Origin of the sequence: Inconstantimicrobium porci (assembly GCF_009696465.1) — a bacterium.
Lineage (GTDB): Bacteria > Bacillota > Clostridia > Clostridiales > Clostridiaceae > Inconstantimicrobium > Inconstantimicrobium porci.
Map to the genome: position 1 here is coordinate 45,743 of NZ_VULX01000004.1, position 14,064 is coordinate 59,806.

A 14,064-nucleotide genomic window follows, 5' to 3' on the forward strand; every position below is an offset into this window, starting at 1 on the left:
TTAATTAGTTGTGTAACATCCCCTTTGTTAGTTTGTGATAATGCTTATTGTTCTTTTATAATAAAAATGCTTCTTAATGGGTCTGAAAATATTCTGAGCATCTCTCTACCCATATTTTCTGGTGTTCTTCTGGACTGACAAGTCTTTCTGATAAGTCTTTGATAGAATTTATTCCTGCTTCTCTACACCATCTTAAACATTCTTTATAGAATTTCATCATACTGTCAGCTGGTTTGTCTTCATAACCATAGACATAATCAAGCTTTTTCAAATATGCAACGGTAAGTCTTGAATAGCCATCAATAACTACAGGCAGACCATTAATATAGATAAATCCTACAATTATATCTTTAGGTGATTTAATCCATGAAGCTGCATTTTTAACTTTTTCAATATTTACTGTAAGTTGTTCGGGAATAATGCTGTTTATGTTTAACTTTACAATACTGGTAGCACGTTTATTTTTATAAATCCACCTTTTATATTTCTTAAATCCATAATTGTACAATATTGAACTGCTTATTATGTCATCACCTGCAATTATTTCTGTAATGTAAGGATTCCAGTAAAATAATTCGTTGATAAATGCAGCGAACAACTTACTTTTATCTTCTATGCAGTGATGAAAAGAAATGTTGAGTATCTGCGTTACAGTGTTAAATATGCTGTATTCAAAAATTCCCATGACAACGTCATTTTCCTTTGCAATAAAGGCAGTGTTGTGAATTGAACTTTCCTTGAATTTAAGATATTTAAAATCATCATCAGTGACTCTTTCTACTTCCATAGTTTTATGACCCCTTTTTAAAATATATATTAGTATATATTTATAGATATTATATCGAAGTAAATAACTAAAATATAAAAAAACACATCCTGAAAATTACAGAATGTGTTTTGAAAAATCTATATTTTTAGATTACCTGGAATATTATAAACTTTAAGTAGTAAGATTCGTCTGCAGTCCATAATATTGGGTGGTCAGCAGCCTGAGTCCTGAATTCAATCTGTCTTAATTGTCTGTGTGCATCACTTGCTGCTTTAAAGATAGTTTCTTTAAAGTGTTTTTCACTCATGTAGTGTGAGCATGAACATGTTATGAAGAAACCGCCTTTTTTAACAAGTCTTATTCCTCTTATATTAATTTCTTTGTATCCTTTTGTAGCATTCTTAATTGTATTTTTAGATTTTGTGAATGCTGGAGGATCAAGTATAACTACGTCATACTGTCTGCCTTCTTTTGCCCACTGAGGAAGTACATTAAATGCATTGTGGCATTCGAATTTAACTGTATCTTGTAAGCCATTTAGTTCTGCATTCTTGTTGGCAAAATCAACTGCGTGCTGAGAAACATCAACACCAAGTACAGATTTTGCGCCAGCAATTCCTGCGTTTAATGCGAATGAGCCAGTGTGAGTAAAACAGTCAAGAACATCTGCACCTTTACAAAGTTTTTGAATTGCTTTTCTGTTTTCCTTCTGGTCTAAGAAGAAGCCAGTCTTTTGTCCGTCTTTTATATCAACGTAGTATTTAACGCCATTTTCCTCAATCTGAACCATTGTGTCAAATTCATCTGTAAGGAAGCCCTTTCTTTGCTGAAGGCCTTCAAGTTCTCTTGTTGCAAGGTCACTTCTCTCATATACACCTTTTGCGCCGTATTCTTCTACAAGAATTTTAGTGACAATGTCCCTGTAACGTTCCATTCCTAGAGTAGAAATCTGTACTACATAATAATCTTCAAACTTATCTACTGTAAGCCCTGGAAGAAAATCTGCTTCCCCGAATATAAATCTGCAGCTTGAAGTGTCTATTACCTTTTTTCTGTAATCCCATGCAAGTTTGAATCTCTTTCTGAAGAATTCTTCATTTATCTCTTCATTTATATCTCTTGTCATGATTCTTACTGTTATTTTTGATTGGTCATTTACATAGCCTCTGCCTATAAATACATTTTTAAAATCATATACATCAACGATATCGCCGTTCTCGTAGTCACCATCATATGCTTCTATTTCGTCCACATATATCCATGGTCTACCAGCTTGAGCTTTTCTTCCTGCACCTTTAAATAAAAAGAATTTACTTGTCATATTGTGCCTCCTAATTTTAAACTAAATAAATTATATCACAAATACAGTGTTTGGAAATAGAGAGCTTGTACACCGAAATATATTTAAAATAAAAAGTATGCGAAAAGAGCATGCTAAGGGGATAACATGCTCTTCAAACTATTTCAATTATGGGATATAGGGAAAATTAAATAGGGTTTAAGGGGATTATTTTAAGACCATTCGTTATTTTTATAGCTTTCAATAAGTTCACTGATCTTATATGAACATCTTGATCCTTTGCAGCTGCCACTTAATGCACCAGTTGCTTCTCTGACTTCGTCTAGAGTTAAAGCGCCTTTACGTATGGCGTTTTTTATTGTGGATCTATTGATCGCTCTGCATAAACAAACCTTAGTTAGTTTATCCATTATTTCTGGATTAACATTATTATTCATAACGAAATCCTCCTAAAAATAACTCGAATATCCCTATGGGGAAATCCTATGAACTTATTTAAACATATTTCGACAAGAAAGTCAACAAGCAATAGCAATTATTCTTGAAAAAATTTAATTTAATATAATCAAATTAATTATACATAAATAATAAGTGCATTAAATTATAAAGATATATAATAATATGTATTGAAAATATTTGACAATAAAAATACAGTATTATATAATTTAATAAATGAAAAAACTATGATTAGGAAAAGTACTTAAACTTAATCTTATAGAGAGCAGTTGGTTGGTGTAAAGCTGTAGTTTGATTTAAGGAAAATCACCTATGAGTTGGAGGCTGAAAGAGTTCAATTAAGCTTATCTCGTAATTCTGCGTTAAAGAATAGAGCATTATAATGTGCTTGAATGGAGTTCTGTATAGTTTCGATGCATGATAAAATGTCGAAGGATAAAACAGACTATAATCTATAGGTGGTATAGCGAATATAACTTCGTCCTTGTTAGGATGAAGTTTTTTTATTTTAGCAAGAAAAATCAATTATATATGATTGAGATATTTCTTAAATATGAAAGGAGAAAGGGTAATGTATAAAAAATATGATGCCTCAGAAGGTTTCGTAAAATTAGAACAAGACGTTTTAAAAGAATGGAAAGAACATGATGTAATAAAGAAAAGCCTTAATGCCAACCCAGATGGCGAGAGCTTTACTTTTTTTGATGGACCTCCAACAGCAAATGGTAAGCCACACGTTGGTCATATATTAACAAGAGTTATGAAAGACTTAATCCCAAGATATAAAGTAATGCAGGGATATAATGTTATAAGAAAAGCAGGATGGGATACTCACGGATTACCTGTTGAACTTGAAATAGAAAAGAAACTTGGAATTTCAGGAAAACAGCAGATAGAAGAACACGGAGTTGAAAAATTCGTTAAAGAATGTAAGGAAAGTGTATTTACATATGTACATATGTGGGAAGAAATGTCTGATAAGATAGGATACTGGGTAGACATGGAAAATCCATATATTACTTATGATAATAACTATATTGAATCTGTATGGTGGGCTTTAAAGCAAATGTGGGATAAAGGTCTTCTATATGAAGGACACAAGGTTATGCCTTACTGCCCAAGATGTGGAACTGCTCTTTCTTCACATGAAGTTGCACAAGGATACAAAGATGTTAAAGATTTAACTGCAACAGTTAAATTTAAGGTTAAGGGAGAAGACAACAAGTATATACTTGCTTGGACAACTACACCTTGGACTTTACCTTCAAACTTAGCTTTAGCAGTAAATAAGACTTATACTTATGCTGAAGTAAAAGTTAAAGATAATGATGAAGTATATGTTGTTGCTAAGGATCTTGCAGAAAAAGTTCTTGGCGAAGATATTGAAATAGTAAGAGAATTCAAGGGTGAAGAACTTCTTGGAGTTAAATATGAACAACTTATGCCTTTTGCAAAAGTTGAGGGAAAAGCATTTGAAGTAATTCATGGTGATTATGTAACATTAACAGATGGTACTGGTATAGTTCATATTGCACCAGCTTACGGTGAAGACGATAATATTGTTGCTAAGAAGAACGGCATAACATTCATTAACCTTGTTGATAAAGAAGGTAAGTTTGTTGATGAAGTTACTCCTTGGGCAGGAAAATTCGTTAAGAAATGTGATGAAAGTATCTGCAAGTGGCTTGAAGAAAACAATAAGCTTATCAAAGCTGAAAGACATCTTCACTCATATCCACATTGCTGGAGATGCGATACACCACTTCTTTATTATCCAAAGGAAAGCTGGTTCGTTAAGACTACAGCTTTAAGAGATCAGTTAATGAAAAACAATAATGGAATCAACTGGATGCCTGATAATATAAAGACAGGAAGATTTGGAAAGTTCATTGAAAATGTTATTGACTGGGGTATATCAAGAGATAGATACTGGGGTACACCACTTCCAATATGGAACTGTGAATGTGGTCATCAAGAATGTATTGGAAGTATTGAAGAATTAAAACAAAAAGGAATAGATGTTCCTGCTGATATAGAATTACACAAACCATATATAGATAATGTTCATTTAAAATGTCCACATTGTGGAAAGGAAATGGTTAGAACTCACGAAGTTATAGACTGCTGGTTTGATTCAGGATCTATGCCATTTGCACAGCATCATTATCCATTTGAAAACAAGGAAGTATTTGAAAAGAACTTCCCAGCACAGTTCATATCAGAAGCTGTTGACCAGACAAGAGGATGGTTTTACACATTACTTGCTGTTTCAACTGCATTATTTGATAAAGCACCATTTGAAAACTGTATAGTTTTAGGTCACGTTCTTGATAAGAAGGGCTTAAAGATGTCTAAGTCAAAGGGAAATGTTGTTGCACCAAACGATGTTCTTGATACTGTAGGAGCAGATGCTACAAGATGGCATTTCTATACTTCAAGTGCACCATGGCTTCCAACAAGATTCTCTAAGGAAGATGTTGCTGATACTCAGAGAAGATTCTTAAGTACATTATGGAATGTATATTCATTCTATGTTCTATATGCTGATCTTGATAAGTTTGATGCTACTAAGTACCAGGGCTTTAAGTCAGATAATGCTATGGATAAGTGGATATTATCTAAGTTAAATACATTAATTAAGACTGTTTCTGATTGTCTTGATAATTACAAGATAACTCAAGCTGCTTTATCAATTGAAGATTTTGTTGATACTTTATCTAACTGGTATGTAAGAAGAAACAGAGCAAGATTCTGGACTACAGAACTTGACGATAGTAAGATAGGAGCTTACACAACTTTATATACAGTACTTGTTACTTTATCAAAGGTTGCAGCACCATTCATACCATTTATGACAGAAAGCATTTATCAGAGTCTTGTTAAGTCATTAGATAATAACGCTCCAGAAAGTGTTCATTTATGTACATGGCCAGTAGCTCACGAAGAGCTTATAAACAAAGATCTTGAAAAGGAAATGGATTTAGCTTACGCAATCTGTAAACTTGGAAGAAGCGCAAGAAATGCTGCTAATATCAAGAACAGACAGCCATTAAGCAAGATTTCAGTTTCTGTAGATACTCTTCCTAAGTATTATGAAGATATCGTAATGGATGAACTTAATGTTAAGTCATTAGAAGTTGGAGCTGACTTATCTGAACATGTTAACTTTGAAATTAAGCCTAACCTCCCTGTGCTTGGAAGAGCTTATGGTAAGTTAATACCAGGAATAAGAAAAGCTTTATCAGAAATGAATCAGATGACTTTAGCTCAGGATATCAATAATGGTAAGACTGTAACAATAGAAGTTCAGGGAACTAAGATCGATTTAACTAAGGAAAGTCTTCTTGTAACAATGCAAGGTAAAGAAGGATATGCTTTCGCTGGAGAAGGCGAGCTTGGAGTTGTCCTAGATACTCATATTACTCCAGAACTTAAGGAAGAAGGATACGTAAGAGAAATTCTTTCTAAGGTTCAGAATATGAGAAAAGAAAGTGGATTCGAAGTCTTAGATAGAATCAATCTTTATGTTGCAGGCAACGATATGCTTATCGATGTTATCAAGAAGTATGAAGAATCACTTAAGAATGATACTTTAACAGATACTATATTCTTCAATGAGGATGCAGATTACACTGAATACTCAATCAACGGAGAAGACTTAAAGATAGCTGTTAAGAAAAACTAGTTTGTAAATATACTAATGAAAAAGCCGGAGGGAATTGCCTCTGGCTTTTTTCTATAATAAGATAGATAAACTGAAAAAGATTAAAGATATGAGAGCAGAGATAAGAGAACAGGATGAAAATGCTATATACTTAGGAATATTTGCGACCGAAGAGGACAAGCTTATTGGATTTATAGCACTGCATAGTTTTAATTATATTAATAAGAAGCTAAAGATAGGTTATGTGTTAAATAAAAAATATCGAAAAAGAGGATTTATGGTTACAATGAGGGAAGATTATAAATTGAATGGTACATTATTTAAAATTAACAGTTATTTAAAAATGTATTTAATATAAACATTTTATGCTTATGGCTGACTAAAGAAGGATATTAGTGCTTCTCAGCGTAGTCTTGTTTTTTCGGAAGAAAAGTGACGGCTTCTGGCTTGCTTCTAGAGTTTCTTGAGGATAGATTTTTTGTATAAAGTAACTAAAAATGATTAAGATATATATAGATAGATTAGAATTTTTGAAATTTACAGTCTGTTAATTGAAAATAACAAAAAATAACATTATACTAAATTTAGAAAACGTTTAATAAGCAAGATAAAACATAATTTCATCTTAATTCTACAAGGATTGACGGAAAATATTGCTTAAAGTTAATTTAATGTATATAATAAATACTTATTGAAACAATTTCAAAAGTTAGGAGTTGATTAAATGGCGGTATCAATTAAAGATGTTGCTAGGGAAGCTGGAGTTTCTATCGCAACAGTATCAAGAGTGCTTAATGATATAGATGTTGTAAACGAAGAGACTAAGAAAAAGGTTTTAGATGCAATTAAAGATTTAGGCTATAGACCTAACATAGTAGCTAGAAGTTTAAAAACTCAGAGAACTAAAACTATAGGAATACTTGTACCAGATATATCAAGCCAGGTTTATCCTGAAATAGTTAGAGGTGCAGAAGATGTTGCTAATATCTATGATTATAATATAATTCTTTGTAATTCTGATTATGATATGGATAAAGAAAAAGAATATTTAAGAGTCCTAAAAGAAAAAATGGTTGATGGACTTTTATATATGAGTATTTCATTAGAAGAAAAAACTATAAATCTTGTTAATGATCTTGATTTGAAAACTGTACTTGTAGAAACTAAAGATGAGAAGGGCATATTCCCAAGTGTAACAATTGATGATATACAGGCATTATATGATTCAACGAAGTACCTTATAGATAAGGGAGCTAAAAAGATTGCATTTATAGGAACAAAGCAGGAAGAAGTAAATGCAGTTACTAAGAGATATAAGGGATATGAAAAAGCATTATTAGAGAACGGACTTGAATTAGACGAAGACTTAAGATATTTTGATGGATTTAAAGTTAAGACTGGATATAACGGAATAGAAAAGTTTCTTGAAAGTAAAAAAGATTTTGATGCAGTAGTATGTTCATCAGATGAAATCGCTATGGGAGCTATAAATGCATTAAGAGATCATGGAAAGAGAGTTCCAGAAGACGTAAGTGTAATAGGATTCTCAAATATAAATATGTCTGAAGTATTCTATCCAAAGATAACTACAGTTGCTGAACCAATGTATGATATGGGTTCAATTGCAATGAGAATGCTTATAAAACTTGTTAATAAGAAAGAAGTAGAACAGCAGCATTATATTCTTGATCATAAGATTGTTGAAAGAAACAGCTGTAAATAATCTTAATTAATTTATAAAAAGTCTGTCATTGATTATGGCGGACTTTTTCAATGCATAAGAAATTGCATCGAGATATGTCTTAGAAATCTTTATAATTGATAATTAATTTTGTGTATGTTACGATATGTAGTATGTAAAGTTGAAGAAGAGTAATGATAAGTATTTCCTTGAATAAATTCATAGAAATATTTTTTTTTATAAACTTTAAAGCGATGGGATTATTTGCGTAAAGTATAGGAGGAGCTATGGATAGACAGAAGGCGTTAGGAGAGCAGAAAGTAACAAGTTTATTATTAAAGTTTTCAATACCTGCTATTGTTGGAATGCTTGTAAATGCATTGTACAATATTATTGACAGAATATTTATAGGTCATATACTGGGGGTAGGAAATCTAGCAATAACAGGTGTTGGTATTACATTACCGTTATCTACAATAATTCTTGCATTTGGTATGTTAGTAGGTATAGGTACTGCTTCAATTATTTCTATAAGATTAGGTCAAGGTAAGAGGCAGGAAGCAGAAAATATTTTAGGTAATGCAATAACGCTTATAATAATCTTAAGTGTAGCTATAACAATAATAGGCCTTTTATTTGGAAGACCTATATTGGGGCTTTTTGGAGCAAGTGATAAGACAATTGGTTATGCACAGGATTATATGCAGATTATTTTTGCAGGTACAATATTCAACATTCTTAGTTTTGGACTTAATCATTCAATAAGAGCAGATGGCAGTCCCGCTATTGCCATGGCATCAATGCTTATAGGTGCAATTACTAATATTGTGTTAGACCCTGTGTTTATTTTTGTATTAGGAATGGGAGTTAAAGGTGGAGCTATTGCAACTATAATTGCTCAATTCTGTTCCGCTGTATGGGGATTATATTATTTCACAAAAGGAAAAAGCAGTTTAAAGATAAGAGTTAAGAATTTAAAATTAAAGTTAAAGCTTGTACTTAGCATATTTGAAATTGGTATATCACCATTTAGTATGCAACTGGCGGCTAGTCTTGTGCAGGTTATTTCTAATAATGCGCTACTTAAATATGGTGGTGATAATGCTGTTGGAGGTATGACTATTATCAATAGTATATCAACAATATTCCTGATGCCAATATTCGGACTTAACCAGGGAATGCAGCCAATCATAGGTTATAACTATGGTGCCAAGAAGTATGATAGAGTAAAGCAAGCTGTTAAATATCCGCAGATTGCAGCAACTATGTTAGTTGTAGCAGGATTCTTAGCAGTAGAATTTATACCGGATGTACTGATTAAGTTCTTTAATTCAGATCCGTCACTGCTTGAAATGACTGAAAACGGAATAAGAATATATCTTGCATCATTCCCGCTAATAGGTGTGCAGATAATAGAAACAAATTACTTCCAGTGTATAGGAAAGGCAAAAATATCAATGTTTTTAAGTCTATTAAGACAGGTGTTCTTGTTAGTACCATGTATACTGATACTTCCTAGATTTTTTGAGTTAAATGGTGTATGGCTGGCAGGTCCAGTAAGTGATACACTTGCATTTATAATAACAATAACAATATTCATAAAACAGATTAGAAAATTAGGAAAAGAAAGTGAAACAAAAGAACTAAAAATAAGTTAAAATATGTATAAAATAAACGCTTTAGTTAATAATGCTAATGAGGGGATGAAATCCCCATTTGCATCAATAAACCATATTATTCACTTCAAAAAAGGAGTAGTCACATTTATTGTGACCACTCCTTTTTTGTACATGAAATTAAAGAGTTTATAGAATAATTTAAAATATGTAATGATGCAATTTTGTGCTTTAGTAATCTAGGGTTTGCAAGATATATGTAGAAGCGACCTGTAGCGTGTTAGCGACAAAGACCTCGGAATATGTCTTGCGAACTTTTTTCTATAAAATTCCTTCTGATTTTAATATTTCTTCAACTTTTTGAACCTTTTCTGTAAGTGTTACGAATTTTGCTTTAAGCATTTCTTTTTCCAGACTATTTGAATCTATAACTTTCTCTATATCTTCGATTGCTTTTAAAGCATCTTCTATATCTTGTTGAGCTATTTTTAAGTTATTTTCTTTCATATCAAGGTTCTCCTTTTCATCTTTAAAATAAGTAGATACTTTTATGGTATCATGACTAAATATTGTTTTCAAGGCATATAAATTAATGATTAATATAAATAAAAAAGAACTATAGCATTAACGTTGATTTATCCAAGCCTCTAAATTTGCATATTATAGTGGTTTGTAGGCAGGCCTCCATTAAAACTTTTTATTTCATGTGATGGTCTCATGAAATATTTCCTTACCTTGTACCTGTGACTTTTGACCTCTTCTGCACAGCATACTTTATAGGTATAAGTTATATAAATTAGTTAAATGATACCTTAGATACATAATTAAAAAAATAAAAAGGAGAATACAGTATGATTAATTATATATGGTTTTTTTTGCTTTTTTTCGGCATATGTTTTGGGATTTTTACAGGAAAAGGAGAAGTAATTTCAACGGGAATAATAGATTCAGCTCAGTCTACCACAAATCTGATTATAGGACTTGTGGGGATAATGTGCTTTTGGTGTGGAATTATGAAAGTTGCTGAAAAGAGTGGTTTTACTGAAATACTTGCAAAGCTCCTTAGACCTATCCTAAGAAGATTGTTTAAAATAGCTGGTAAGGATGATAAAGCTCTTGGAGCAATAGTTATGAATCTTACTGCCAATATGCTTGGACTTTCTAATGCGGCTACCCCATTTGGCATAAAGTCTATGGAAGAAATGGACAGGCTAAATGATGAGAAAGGTGTTGCATCAAATGATATGGCGCTTTTTCTTGTGATGAATGCTTCATGTATTCAGCTGGTTCCTTCTACAATCATTTCAATACGAGCTTCAGCAGGCTCTAAAAATCCGGCAGCTATAATAATACCAGCCATATTATCAACTACTATAGCGGCGATTGTCGGAATCATTATCTGCAAAATAGTTGAAAAATATTTTTAGAAAGGAGTAGTCATGTTTAATTATCTGTTGAAAAGTATAATACCAATCATCGCAGGTATAGTAATAACATATGGAATGATCAGAGGCAGAAAAGTTTATGAATGGTTTATCGAAGGAGCAAAAGAAGGTCTGATGGTATGCCTGAGTATTTTTCCATATCTCTTAGCAATGATAATTGTCATCAGGATTTTCAGGGATTCAGGACTGCTTAACATTATAAATAATTTTTTAAGGCCGATAACTTCATTTATTGGACTTCCTTCTGAACTTGTGCCACTTGTCGCTATCAAGCCCCTTTCTGGAAGCGGAGCACTTGGAGTACTTACAGATATCTTAAAGCAGTATGGACCAGATAGCCATATAGGACTGCTGGCTTCAGTCATAATGGGCACAACAGAGACTATTTTCTATACAATAACTGTTTATTTTGGAGCTGTGAAGATAAAAAAGATACGTCATACTTTGCTGGCAGCAGTAAGTGCAGATGTATTTGCCATAATAAGTGCTATATTTTTTGTCAATCTATTTTTTGGAAAATGTTAAGTAAAACATTAAGAATTCTTAAAGTTTAAAAAAAATATATGGAATTTCTGCTCTTATATAGTAAAATATATTTATAATTCTAAATAGAAAATTGAAAAATTAAAATATGTTTACTGGTTTCTATTAAAGAAATAAAGGGGGAAAATAATAATGATAGAAATATCAAATGTAACTAAGGTCTATAACAAGACATATAAAGCTGTTGATAATATAAGTATGGATATTAGAGACGGTGAGATATTTGGACTTCTTGGACCAAATGGTGCTGGAAAGACTACTACAATAAAAATGCTTACAGGAATTATCGATATTACTGAAGGTGAAATAAAGCTTAATGGAAAAAGCATAAAGGACAACTCTCTTGAAGCAAAGAAGTTGTTTGGATTTGTTCCAGACAGTCCAGATATGTTCTTAAGATTAAAGGGAATTGAATATCTTAATTTCATGGCAGATGTTTATCAGGTTTCAAAAGAAGATAGAAAGCAAAGAATAGCTGAACTTGCTAAAGTTTTTGATATGGAAAGTGCCTTGGGAGATAAGATTATGAGTTACTCTCATGGTATGAGACAGAAGATTGTTATCATGGGTACGCTTGTTCATAACCCAAGAATCTGGATACTTGATGAACCAATGACTGGTCTTGATCCTAAATCATCTTTTGATCTTAAGACTATGATGAGACAGCATGCTGATAATGGAAATACAGTATTATTTTCTACACATGTTCTTGAAGTTGCAGAAAAAGTCTGTGACAGAGTTGCTATTATAAATAAAGGTAAAGTTCTATTCTGTGGAACACTGAACGAAATGAAAGAACACTTTAAGGAAAATGAGTCACTTGAAAAAATGTTCTTGGAGATGACTGAAAATGCATAATATTCTTTTATTAACTAAAGTATTTTTAAAAACAGGAGGAAATTCGTTCGCCTCAGATAGCAACAAAAAGAAAAAGAGTGCAAAGATTGGGAATGGCTTAATGTATCTTCTAATCTGTATCTGTTTTTTACCACTTATAGGATTAATATTTACACTTCTAAATAATGTTTATGGATCATTTAAGGCTTTAAATCAGGAAGGATATCTGATGACATTTGTCCTTAGTTCAGTAAGTATGGTTATATTTATATTTTCAATGTTCAGCATAGCTTCGATACTATTCTTTTCAAAGGATATAGAGTATCTGTTGCCTATGCCATTTAAAGCAAGAGAAATAACTATAGCAAAGTTTTTATATATTCTTTTTGGAGAATATTTAATTTCAGCTTTTATACTAATTCCAGCATATGCTGTATGGATTATTAACAGTAACCCTGGAGTAATGTTTTATGTTGCTGCAGTGATAGTATTTCTTGTTACACCGATTGTACCTATATTATTATCAGCTATTATAATAATGCCTATAATGAGATTTTCAGGACTTGTAAAACATAAAGATGCTTTTACTATTGTAGGATCATTTATAGGTATTGGTTTTGGAGTAGGAATAAATATATTTACACAAAGTGTAGGAAAAAACGCAAATTCACCAGAAGCTCTACAAAATATTTTACAAAGCAAAAACGAACTTATAAATTCTATAGCAACTATTTTTGTAAATGTTAAGTCATCAACTAAGGCTATTGTTTTATCAGGATCAAGCGAAGGAATTATAAACCTGCTTATTCTTTTTGTTATAATAGTAGCTGCACTTGGAATTTATATGGTACTATCAGATGCTTTATATCTTAAAGGTGCAATGAGTTCATCTGGTTCTGTATCAAAAAAGAAAAAGATATCTAGTGAACAATTTGAAAAGTCTACAGATACAAATAGTCCACTTATAGCACTTGTTAAAAGAGAAATAAAGATTATTTTAAGAACTCCAGTTTATTTGATGAACTGCGGCTCAACAGTTTTACTTGTTCCAATATGCTGCATTCCTGTATTCTTGTCAGGCAATCTCTTCAGTCAACTTGGAGGACTTGCTAGTACTATTGCATCAAGTGAAGGTGCACAGATTATAACACTTATGATAATTTATGCAATCAGTGCTTTTACAGTAGCAGTAGCGCCTGCATCAGGTACAGCTATTTCGAGAGAAGGAAGTAGTATATATGTATCAAAATATATACCAGTTGATTATAAGAAACAGCTTGATGCAAAACTTATAGTATCATTTAGCATAAGTGCTATATCATTAATTTTAATATTAGCTATAGTAGAAATCTTATTAAAGCTTAATGCGATTTTATTTATAGCATCATTACTGATTACACTTCTTATTTCATCATTTGCATCAATAGTAGCTCTATTAATAGATGTTATGAAGCCAAAACTTTCATGGAATACAGAAGAACAGGCTGTAAAGCAGAACTTTAATCCATTTTTTGCTTTTGCAATATCAGCAGTAATACTTGCACTTGGAATTCTTCCTACAATACTGCTTATTGATAAGGGATTATGGATTAATATATTAGTAATACTTGCAATTCTTGCAGCGATCAATGTTGCTGCATATTACGTACTCTCTAATTATGGAGTAAAAAGATTTGCATCTATAGAATAATATAAAATGAAAAGTTTATTAAAATTAAACAGGGCCGTTGTATAACGGCCCTGTTTTTGCTTG

Annotated in this window: 12 protein-coding genes and 1 other annotated feature; of the genes, 8 read left to right on the plus strand and 4 right to left on the minus strand. The window is 31.8% G+C overall.

Annotated features, from left to right (window positions below):
• Positions 1-73: 73 nt before the first annotated feature.
• From FYJ33_RS04750 to FYJ33_RS04760, 3 genes are all read right to left on the minus strand, one after another.
• Positions 74-787, minus strand: a complete 714-nt coding sequence (locus FYJ33_RS04750) for a hypothetical protein (RefSeq protein WP_154530622.1) — start codon at positions 785-787, stop codon at positions 74-76.
• Between the two features lie 127 nt (positions 788-914).
• A complete protein-coding gene (locus tag FYJ33_RS04755; RefSeq protein WP_154530623.1) occupies positions 915-2,090 on the minus strand; it encodes a class I SAM-dependent rRNA methyltransferase in 1,176 nt (391 codons plus the stop codon).
• Between the two features lie 191 nt (positions 2,091-2,281).
• Positions 2,282-2,506 (minus strand): (2Fe-2S)-binding protein, encoded by a 225-nt coding sequence (locus FYJ33_RS04760; RefSeq protein ID WP_154530624.1) that lies wholly within the window; start codon positions 2,504-2,506, stop codon positions 2,282-2,284.
• Positions 2,507-2,743: 237 nt separating this feature from the next.
• Positions 2,744-3,014, plus strand: a binding site (T-box leader).
• A gap of 82 nt (positions 3,015-3,096) precedes the next feature.
• Between FYJ33_RS04760 and ileS the strand changes: the two genes are divergently transcribed.
• From ileS to FYJ33_RS04780, 4 genes are all read left to right on the plus strand, one after another.
• Positions 3,097-6,210, plus strand: a complete 3,114-nt coding sequence (gene ileS, locus FYJ33_RS04765) for an isoleucine--tRNA ligase (protein ID WP_154530625.1) — start codon at positions 3,097-3,099, stop codon at positions 6,208-6,210.
• A gap of 34 nt (positions 6,211-6,244) precedes the next feature.
• Entirely contained in the window at positions 6,245-6,547 is a 303-nt protein-coding gene (locus tag FYJ33_RS04770) for a GNAT family N-acetyltransferase (protein WP_154530626.1), read from the plus strand.
• A gap of 366 nt (positions 6,548-6,913) precedes the next feature.
• Complete coding sequence (locus tag FYJ33_RS04775; protein ID WP_154530627.1) at positions 6,914-7,912, plus strand: LacI family DNA-binding transcriptional regulator; 999 nt, start codon at positions 6,914-6,916, stop codon at positions 7,910-7,912.
• A 245-nt stretch (positions 7,913-8,157) separates the two neighbouring features.
• The gene (locus FYJ33_RS04780) at positions 8,158-9,528 is read left to right on the plus strand and encodes an MATE family efflux transporter (RefSeq protein WP_154530628.1); all 1,371 of its coding nucleotides are present in this window, start codon (positions 8,158-8,160) and stop codon (positions 9,526-9,528) included.
• A 279-nt stretch (positions 9,529-9,807) separates the two neighbouring features.
• Here FYJ33_RS04780 and FYJ33_RS04785 read toward each other — a convergent pair whose 3' ends face one another.
• Positions 9,808-9,993 carry a hypothetical protein gene (locus FYJ33_RS04785; protein WP_154530629.1) on the minus strand — a complete coding sequence of 62 codons (186 nt, stop codon included), beginning with the start codon at positions 9,991-9,993 and terminating at the stop codon, positions 9,808-9,810.
• A gap of 344 nt (positions 9,994-10,337) precedes the next feature.
• Between FYJ33_RS04785 and FYJ33_RS04790 the strand changes: the two genes are divergently transcribed.
• The 4 genes from FYJ33_RS04790 to FYJ33_RS04805 all read left to right on the plus strand — a co-directional run bounded on the left by FYJ33_RS04790 (position 10,338) and on the right by FYJ33_RS04805 (position 14,001).
• Entirely contained in the window at positions 10,338-10,913 is a 576-nt protein-coding gene (locus FYJ33_RS04790) for a nucleoside recognition domain-containing protein (RefSeq protein ID WP_154530630.1), read from the plus strand.
• Between the two features lie 12 nt (positions 10,914-10,925).
• Entirely contained in the window at positions 10,926-11,456 is a 531-nt protein-coding gene (locus FYJ33_RS04795; RefSeq protein WP_154530631.1) for a spore maturation protein, read from the plus strand.
• Positions 11,457-11,606: 150 nt separating this feature from the next.
• Positions 11,607-12,332 (plus strand): ABC transporter ATP-binding protein, encoded by a 726-nt coding sequence (locus FYJ33_RS04800; protein ID WP_154530632.1) that lies wholly within the window; start codon positions 11,607-11,609, stop codon positions 12,330-12,332.
• Positions 12,325-14,001 carry a putative ABC transporter permease subunit gene (locus FYJ33_RS04805; protein WP_154530633.1) on the plus strand — a complete coding sequence of 559 codons (1,677 nt, stop codon included), beginning with the start codon at positions 12,325-12,327 and terminating at the stop codon, positions 13,999-14,001. Before FYJ33_RS04800 ends, FYJ33_RS04805 begins: the two co-directional genes overlap by 8 nt.
• Positions 14,002-14,064 lie beyond the last annotated feature (63 nt).

Coding starts and splice junctions, on each gene's coding strand:
- FYJ33_RS04750 (WP_154530622.1), bottom strand. CDS start 787: ATGGAAGTAGAAAGAGTCACTGATGATGATTTTAAATATCTTAAATTC.
- FYJ33_RS04755 (WP_154530623.1), bottom strand. CDS start 2,090: ATGACAAGTAAATTCTTTTTATTTAAAGGTGCAGGAAGAAAAGCTCAA.
- FYJ33_RS04760 (WP_154530624.1), bottom strand. CDS start 2,506: ATGAATAATAATGTTAATCCAGAAATAATGGATAAACTAACTAAGGTT.
- ileS (WP_154530625.1), top strand. CDS start 3,097: ATGTATAAAAAATATGATGCCTCAGAAGGTTTCGTAAAATTAGAACAA.
- FYJ33_RS04775 (WP_154530627.1), top strand. CDS start 6,914: ATGGCGGTATCAATTAAAGATGTTGCTAGGGAAGCTGGAGTTTCTATC.
- FYJ33_RS04780 (WP_154530628.1), top strand. CDS start 8,158: ATGGATAGACAGAAGGCGTTAGGAGAGCAGAAAGTAACAAGTTTATTA.
- FYJ33_RS04785 (WP_154530629.1), bottom strand. CDS start 9,993: ATGAAAGAAAATAACTTAAAAATAGCTCAACAAGATATAGAAGATGCT.
- FYJ33_RS04790 (WP_154530630.1), top strand. CDS start 10,338: ATGATTAATTATATATGGTTTTTTTTGCTTTTTTTCGGCATATGTTTT.
- FYJ33_RS04795 (WP_154530631.1), top strand. CDS start 10,926: ATGTTTAATTATCTGTTGAAAAGTATAATACCAATCATCGCAGGTATA.
- FYJ33_RS04800 (WP_154530632.1), top strand. CDS start 11,607: ATGATAGAAATATCAAATGTAACTAAGGTCTATAACAAGACATATAAA.
- FYJ33_RS04805 (WP_154530633.1), top strand. CDS start 12,325: ATGCATAATATTCTTTTATTAACTAAAGTATTTTTAAAAACAGGAGGA.